We start from the raw sequence: 7,325 nt of genomic DNA, 5'->3' as shown, positions 1-7,325 counted from the left end.
GTTTATGGTTTATTAAATGGTGTCTTTTTTAGTTTGTAACAATGGTTTAACCATACATATAACCGTGTTGAGACATGAAACTTTGAAAGATGCCTCCCCAAAAAGGAGGCTCTTTATTTGCGCAAAATTAGTTAGTATAAGAGTCTTTAAAAACATGGAATATATAGGTTGACAAAAGGTTGAATTACTCGTATTATACAATTAACACATTGGTAATTGTTAAAAGAGAGAAAAGGTTGTGCTTATCGTGTCAAACAAAGAGGCCTTAGATCAATATGATGTCAAACAATATCGAACGCCAGATGGATATACATCAGATATTGCTGTATTTACGATAGTGCCTGTTACAATCAAAGAATTCAAACCGCCCGAGATGGAGCTCAAAATTATGCTCATTCAGCGGAGTATGCTAAACAGCGAAGGAAAGCCGAATATCGAAGCAGGGAAGTGGGCATTGCCGGGTGGCTTCGTCAATCCAAATGAGACTGCCTATGAAAGTGCACAACGCGAGCTGCAAGAAGAAACAGGTGTAGAGGATATTCATCTTGAACATTATGGTGTTTATGATAAACCAGGACGTGATCCGCGGGGCTGGATGATTACAAATGCACACTTTGCAATTGTTCCCGAACACAAGTTGTCGCAAAGACAGGCAAACGATGACGCTTCAGATGTTCAATTGTTCTCGGTAAAAGAGGTTATGAATCTCGATCTTGCTTTCGATCACGCACAAATCATCGCAGATGCGATTCATGTGATTCGCCAGAAGCTTCTCGAAACGACTGTCGCCAAGGAGTTTCTACCCGCAGAATTCACGTACTCGGAGCTGCAAGCCGTTCTCCTTACGGTCACAGATGATTCCGCAATTGCGTCGGAACCGGCATTTGCAAGAAAGATCAAATCGTTGCCCTTTATCCAAGAGGTTGTAGGGAAGAAGACTACCCGAACATCGAAACGACCGACACAGTTGTACCGATTTGTCGAAATGGATCTAAACAAATCCATTTACCATGCCAGAATGTGATGGATGTTAGCTGATTACAATAAGATGGTGACTAAAGGAAATAGCATTTCGAAGTCGAGGTGTGAAGTGCTATTCTAACTTTATTGTCACTACTCTTTTTTGCAATAACAATTAACAATTATGAAATAGTTAAATTAGAGGAGGAGTACACAATGAAAAAGAAAGCACTCATTAATATCGACTATACAAAGGACTTTGTTGCTACGGATGGGGCATTGAGTTGCGGAGCACCAGGGCAAGCGATTGAAGGGCGAATGACTGAAATTACGAAAGCGTTTATTCAAAGTGGTGATTTCGTTGTTTTCGCTATCGACATTCATAAGGAGAATGACGCATTCCATCCGGAAACGAAGCTGTTCCCGCCGCACAACATTGAGGGAACCGATGGTCGGAAGCTTTTCGGTCAATTGGAGGATCTGTATCAAGTAAATAAAGACGCTAATAATGTCTATTGGATGGACAAAACAAGATACAGTGCATTTGCTGGTACAGACTTAGAGCTTTTACTTCGAGCAAGAGGGATAAATGAACTTCATCTAGTAGGCGTTTGTACGGACATTTGCGTACTCCACACCGCAGTAGATGCTTACAATAAAGGTCTCGATATTGTTGTTCATGAGGATGCCGTTGCAAGCTTTGATGCCGAAGGTCATGTATGGGCACTCAGACATTTCAAGGGTTCGCTCGGAGCTGCAGTAGTCAAAAAGGAGGAAAACGATAATGAATAAGGTTGAGCTTCCGATATTCAATCATGGTGATGACAGTCTCGCGCTGCATACCGATAAATATCAAATTAATATGGCGCAGGTCTATTGGCAAAATGGCATGCATAACCGTAAAGCGGTGTTCGAAGTATATTTCCGCAAGCTTCCTTTCCAGAACGGATATGCGATCTTTGCAGGCTTGGAGCGGGTCGTTCGTTATTTGTATGATTTCCGCTTTACCGATAGCGATTTGAGTTATCTTCAGGAAGAAGGGTATAGCGAAGAATATCTAGATTACCTTCGGGCCATTCGTTTCACAGGAACCGTTCGTTCGATGAAAGAAGGGGAACTGGTTTTTGCGAATGAACCGATTATGCGAATTGAAGCACCACTGGCGGAAGCACAGCTAATTGAAACTGCGATACTTAATATCGTTAATTATCAAACCCTTATTGCAACAAAAGCATCTCGAATTAAGCAAGTAGCAGGTGAGGATCATTGCATGGAGTTCGGAACTCGGCGAGCACAAGAACTGGATGCCGCGATTTGGGGTACGAGAGCTGCGTATCTTGCGGGATTCGAAGCAACGTCGAATGTAAGGGCAGGGAAGATATTTGGCATCCCAGTCTCGGGCACACACGCTCATGCAATGGTTCAAGCCTATCGTGATGAATATAAGGCATTTAAAGCGTATGCAGAAACGCATAAAGACTGCGTATTCCTTGTCGATACCTATGACACACTGAGATCTGGTGTACCTACAGCAATCAAAGTGGCAAAGGAATTCGGTGATCGTATCCACTTTAAGGGTATCCGACTTGATAGTGGAGACTTAGCGTATTTATCGAAAGAAGCCCGTAAAATGCTTGATGAAGCAGGCTTCCCGAATGCGAAAATCTATGCCTCAAACGATCTTGATGAACAAACCATCATGAACTTGAAAACGCAGGGGGCTAGAATAGATGTGTGGGGCATTGGAACCAAGCTGATTACAGCATATGATCAACCCGCGTTGGGTGCTGTATACAAGCTGATCTCGATTGAAGACGAAAACGGAACTATGGTTGATACGATCAAAATCAGCTCGAATCCTGAAAAGATTACGACCCCTGGACGCAAGCGTGTATTCCGTATTGTCAACAAGGCGAATGGGAAATCAGAGGGAGACTACATTGCACTGGAACATGAAGAACCGCAGTCGGAACAGCGCTTGCATATGTTTCACCCCGTTCACACGTATATTGCAAAATTCGTAACGGGATTTGAAGCGAGAGAACTTCATCATACCATCTTTGAGAGCGGGAACTTGGTATACGATGTTCCTACGCTTAAAGAAATTAGGGAGTTTGTAAAAGAAAATCTTGATGTATTATGGGATGAATATAAACGGACGCTCAATCCAGCAGAATACCCTGTTAACCTCAGTCAAGAATGCTGGAATAATAAGATGCGGTTGATTGAAGAAGTTCGAAATAGAGTTCAAGCGGCTCTCGAAGCTTAGAAGGAGGCTGGATGAGATGGCGAAAATCGGGATTTATGGATCATCCTTTGACCCGATCACGAATGTTCATCTTTGGACAGCAAGCACCGTAGCGCATCGTTGCAAGCTGGACAAGGTGATTTTCCTGCCTTGTTCCAGTAAGCGGCAAGATAAACAAATGAATGTGTCGGATGAACATCGAATGAACATGGTTCGGATTGCGATTGAGGGCAACGACAAATTTGAAGTTGACGATTTTGAGATGAATCAACCTGTTTGGGAAATTGCCACGTACAAAACAATGAAGCATTTTCGAGCGAAATATCCGAATGACGAAGTGTATTTCATCATGGGTGCTGATCTGCTCATCGATATCGGTGAAGGGAAATGGAAGCGGGCAGAGGAACTAATTCGTGAAAATAAGTTCATTGTCATGGCAAGAGACGGCATCAATATGCTGTCGGCCATTAGCAAATCTCCAATTCTTCGAAATGCAGATGATGGCCACACGTTTCATTTGATCGACAAAGGGCTGGCAATGGAGATTAGCTCTAGTTACATCAGAGACGAATTCAAAATGGGCGGAGAGCCGCGCTACTTGGTTCCTGATCAGGTTTACGATTACATTCAAATCAATCACCTATACAAATAGTGAAAGGGGAAGCGGGATATGAATAAGCAAATCGAAATCATCAACGTATTGCATGTAAAACGCACGATTGTGCCAGCGGAAGAAATTCGGATGCGGGTGGATTTCCTTAAGGAGTATTGCCGTACAACGGGAGCGAAAGGATTTGTGTTAGGAATCAGCGGGGGGCAGGACTCGACACTTGCAGGACGATTATCCCAATTGGCGGTTGAAGAACTTCGTGCAGAAGGCTATGAAGCCAAGTTTATTGCGATCCGTCTGCCTTATGGGACACAACAAGATGAGGACGATGCTCAGCTTGCTTTACAATTCATTAATCCTGACGATGCGCTTACGTTTAATATAGAGGCTCCTGTAGATGGATTTGCAGAAGCTTATGAGGGTGCTGACGGAAGGGCCCTTTCTGATTACCACAAAGGGAACGTGAAGGCAAGAATGCGTATGATTGCACAATATGCTGTTGCAGGCGAGCATCAATGTCTTGTTGTGGGAACCGATCATGCCGCAGAAGCAATCACTGGCTTCTACACCAAGTTTGGTGATGGCGGAGCTGATGTTCTCCCGCTAGCTGGACTTACAAAAGGTCAAGGGCGTGAACTCTTGATCGCGATGCATGCACAAGAACGTCTATATCTGAAGACGCCAACTGCAGATCTTCTCGACAACAAGCCGCAACAAGCTGATGAAGCTGAGCTTGGGTTGGAATATACCGTACTGGATGAATATCTAATCGGCAGCGAAGTTGCTCCAAACGCGAAGGTGAATATTGAAACCCGCTACGCGGTGACACAACACAAACGGGAGCTGCCAGTGACACCATTCGACCAATGGTGGAAGAAAGAGAAGTAAGGAAATACACAAGATTCCCATAAGCTACGAGCCTTTTTATCGAAAGGGGCTTTGATATAGATAAATGGGAGCTCGGAGAAGATATCAGAAAAGGGGGCCAATGTATAAATTATAGGTTTCTATGACTTGCTGCTAAATCGAATGAAGCCTGCTGCATGCGATAATAGCAGATCACCTGATAAAAAATCCCGCCCCGACAACCGGGGCGGGATTTCGTCATCTAGAAGAACAGTTTACGTTTATTTCGACAGCAAGGAACTAATTTACTTCTAGATTATGTTGAGAAGGTTAGATCGCTGACTGATGTGTTGGCGATCGCTTCTCTGGGTCGATACAATTCAGTATTACGCTTGCAAAAATTTGATCATTTCGTTGAAAGCCAAATCGCGGTGTCCTGCCTGGCAGTGCTGCTCGCCGCCTGTTTCCTTGGTGAACACCTTCGTCGTGATGGACGCTGCGTTGCATAGTTCATTTTGAATTTGCGGCAGTCGGCTGATCGGAACATACTGGTCATCCTCTCCGGCCAGCAGCAATACATCTTGATTGATAAACGAGCCGATCCCGGCCATCGTATGCTTCTCGAAATTTTTGAGCAGAGCGAACGGCGTTGCCTCGCCCGTGTTTTCCATTCCTTTCATGACTTTCCAGCTCAAATCGATGCTTTTCTTCATCATGTTTTCGATCAGGGCATTAACTTGATCAGCTTCATTGGTATCCAAAAGCGTACTCAGTTCGTTCCAGACATCCACTGGCATTCGAATCTTCAATGCATCCAGACCGCTATAGAAAATATTGAACGCAATCACTTTATCGATCCGCTTCTCAAAAGCGGCGGCCCTCATCGCCAAATAACCGCCCCATGAAGCTCCCAAGATGCTTACGCGATCGATCTTAAAGTAATCGATAACCGCTGCAAGCGGCTTTTCCCAGTTATGAATGAATTTCAAGCCGTTTTTAAGTGCCGTACCTTGTCCCGGACCGTCAAAGACAATAATATGATAGTTAATTCCTTTTATGAAGTTCATCATCTTAACCATTTCTTCCATGTATGAATCATATCCGCCAAATACGAGCAGCGTTTGCTTGGCGCCGGGCGTTACCAATTTAATCGCTGGCAGATAGGAATGTTCATACGGAATTTGATAGGACTCATAGTCAAAATCATGGAAACCTTTATAGAAAGTCTCGCGGTATTTTTGATACATATTCTCTTTAGCCGGATTCGACGGATTCAGATAAAACTCGGCAGCCTGATAATAGACGGAAGCCAGATCATAATCCTGGCGTTTTTCCCGCATAACCGCATATTCCAGCCAAGATTCATACCAGCTGTTCATATCCTTCAATCTTGGAATTATTCCTTGCAAATCGCTGTTTGCCCGCTCGTCATCCTGATAGTAATCATTTAAAAAACGGTTGATTTGCAAATTGAATTGTTCATTGGCAACATAGTGTTTAAACATACAATCCCTCCTTTGCGTTGTTACAAGGCCATCTTAAAGGAAGGGGCTTTACCCAGCAACAAGCAAAAAAGTTCTTTGCGTACGAAATCGAACGATATGTACTCCAAGAGTTCGGAAAACAACTTTTAGAAAGGATTCGATTGTATGGTGGAAGATGTTCGCGTATATAAAACAAAGAAAAACATTGCTGATGCACTTATTCATTTACTGGAGGAAAAGGACTTTGCCCACATTACGGTAAAAGATATCTGCACACTCTCTTTATCGAGCAAATCAACTTTTTACAGCCATTTTATCGATAAATACGATCTTCTGGAGAAACTTGTTCAACTGCATGCGGCTTCATTCGAGCAAGAAATATCGCGGCGTTTTGACTCTATGAAACAAGGCAATGTGGCCGAAGTCATCGAAATGATCGTCGAACAAACGGTTAAGCAAAATGCCGAAATTTCCACACTGTTAAACGTACATGTACCTTCGGCGGATTTGCATGTGGAATTCGAGAAGATTTTATATCAAACTTGTTTATCCTTTCTGGAAAAGGAAGTTACGGCGCCGGCTATATCAATGGAATATCTGGCCCGCTTGTATGCGGCAAACGCCATGGTATTGTTACACTGGACTGCAAGGATGAACATGCGATTGACCTTGCTTATCAAATGCAGAGGTTTATTTTTGACCGAATTTCATAAGTGAAAATATGAAATTTAGACTACATTAACCATATAATGAAACATATTTTATGCTGTTAAACGACACAAAGTTACCCTTGTGTGTGAGCAGTGATGTAAAAAAATGAAAGTACTAGACTGAAAAATAAAGTGTTAGACTGAGTATATCAAGCAGGGGGCTCACGAGGAGGATACATACATGTATACGTATCATTTTGAGAAAGTAAAGATTGGGTTGTCGTCGCAAAAAAACGTAGAAACTAAGGTGCAAGAGATCATCCACGAACATGCTAAGGACGGCTGGCGCTTAGTTCAAGTTATCCCACCATATCATGGAGCGTCTACTCTGAGTTTCGAAATCATCTTTGAGAAAAAAGCATAAATAGCTAAGAGGGAAATAGATTATCGCTGTTCGATAGTCTATTTTTTTTATATATTGAAGAATTCCAGCCAACAGATGGTAAGAATTCCATTAGGGAAAAAGG

At 43.0% G+C, this 7,325-nt stretch carries 8 protein-coding genes; 7 read left to right on the top strand and 1 reads right to left on the bottom strand.

The window, feature by feature from the left end; translation table 11 throughout:
* Nucleotides 1-247: 247 nt before the first annotated feature.
* The 5 genes from BBG47_RS21805 to nadE all read left to right on the top strand — a co-directional run bounded on the left by BBG47_RS21805 (nucleotide 248) and on the right by nadE (nucleotide 4,706).
* The gene (locus BBG47_RS21805) at nucleotides 248-1,024 is read left to right on the top strand and encodes an NUDIX hydrolase (protein ID WP_065293480.1); all 777 of its coding nucleotides are present in this window, start codon (nucleotides 248-250) and stop codon (nucleotides 1,022-1,024) included.
* 152 nt (nucleotides 1,025-1,176) lie between these two features.
* Nucleotides 1,177-1,752 (top strand): cysteine hydrolase family protein, encoded by a 576-nt coding sequence (locus BBG47_RS21800; protein WP_065293476.1) that lies wholly within the window; start codon nucleotides 1,177-1,179, stop codon nucleotides 1,750-1,752.
* A complete protein-coding gene (locus BBG47_RS21795; protein WP_065293475.1) occupies nucleotides 1,745-3,229 on the top strand; it encodes a nicotinate phosphoribosyltransferase in 1,485 nt (494 codons plus the stop codon). Before BBG47_RS21800 ends, BBG47_RS21795 begins: the two co-directional genes overlap by 8 nt.
* Nucleotides 3,230-3,245: 16 nt before the next feature.
* Nucleotides 3,246-3,860: a nicotinate (nicotinamide) nucleotide adenylyltransferase gene (gene nadD / locus BBG47_RS21790; RefSeq protein ID WP_065293474.1), complete on the top strand. Its 615-nt coding sequence runs from the start codon at nucleotides 3,246-3,248 to the stop codon at nucleotides 3,858-3,860.
* A gap of 18 nt (nucleotides 3,861-3,878) precedes the next feature.
* Complete coding sequence (nadE, locus tag BBG47_RS21785) at nucleotides 3,879-4,706, top strand: ammonia-dependent NAD(+) synthetase (protein WP_065293473.1); 828 nt, start codon at nucleotides 3,879-3,881, stop codon at nucleotides 4,704-4,706.
* Nucleotides 4,707-5,050: 344 nt separating this feature from the next.
* Here nadE and BBG47_RS21780 read toward each other — a convergent pair whose 3' ends face one another.
* Complete coding sequence (locus tag BBG47_RS21780) at nucleotides 5,051-6,169, bottom strand: alpha/beta fold hydrolase (RefSeq protein WP_065293472.1); 1,119 nt, start codon at nucleotides 6,167-6,169, stop codon at nucleotides 5,051-5,053.
* A gap of 144 nt (nucleotides 6,170-6,313) precedes the next feature.
* Between BBG47_RS21780 and BBG47_RS21775 the strand changes: the two genes are divergently transcribed.
* Both BBG47_RS21775 and BBG47_RS21770 read left to right on the top strand, forming a co-directional pair.
* Nucleotides 6,314-6,865: a TetR/AcrR family transcriptional regulator gene (locus BBG47_RS21775; RefSeq protein ID WP_483310751.1), complete on the top strand. Its 552-nt coding sequence runs from the start codon at nucleotides 6,314-6,316 to the stop codon at nucleotides 6,863-6,865.
* A gap of 174 nt (nucleotides 6,866-7,039) precedes the next feature.
* On the top strand, nucleotides 7,040-7,222 hold the full coding sequence (locus BBG47_RS21770; protein WP_065293471.1) for a DUF4177 domain-containing protein: 183 nt from the start codon (nucleotides 7,040-7,042) through the stop codon (nucleotides 7,220-7,222).
* Nucleotides 7,223-7,325: the final 103 nt, after the last annotated feature.

This window comes from Paenibacillus sp. KS1 (assembly GCF_001680695.1).
GTDB classification, from domain to species: Bacteria; Bacillota; Bacilli; order Paenibacillales; family Paenibacillaceae; genus Paenibacillus_B; species Paenibacillus_B suaedae.
Note: the sequence above shows the minus strand (reverse complement) of the source record. Positions and strands in the feature narration are given on the sequence as shown.

Coding starts and splice junctions, on each gene's coding strand:
- BBG47_RS21795 (WP_065293475.1), top strand. CDS start 1,745: ATGAATAAGGTTGAGCTTCCGATATTCAATCATGGTGATGACAGTCTC.
- BBG47_RS21770 (WP_065293471.1), top strand. CDS start 7,040: ATGTATACGTATCATTTTGAGAAAGTAAAGATTGGGTTGTCGTCGCAA.
- BBG47_RS21775 (WP_483310751.1), top strand. CDS start 6,314: ATGGTGGAAGATGTTCGCGTATATAAAACAAAGAAAAACATTGCTGAT.
- nadE (WP_065293473.1), top strand. CDS start 3,879: ATGAATAAGCAAATCGAAATCATCAACGTATTGCATGTAAAACGCACG.
- nadD (WP_065293474.1), top strand. CDS start 3,246: ATGGCGAAAATCGGGATTTATGGATCATCCTTTGACCCGATCACGAAT.
- BBG47_RS21780 (WP_065293472.1), bottom strand. CDS start 6,169: ATGTTTAAACACTATGTTGCCAATGAACAATTCAATTTGCAAATCAAC.
- BBG47_RS21800 (WP_065293476.1), top strand. CDS start 1,177: ATGAAAAAGAAAGCACTCATTAATATCGACTATACAAAGGACTTTGTT.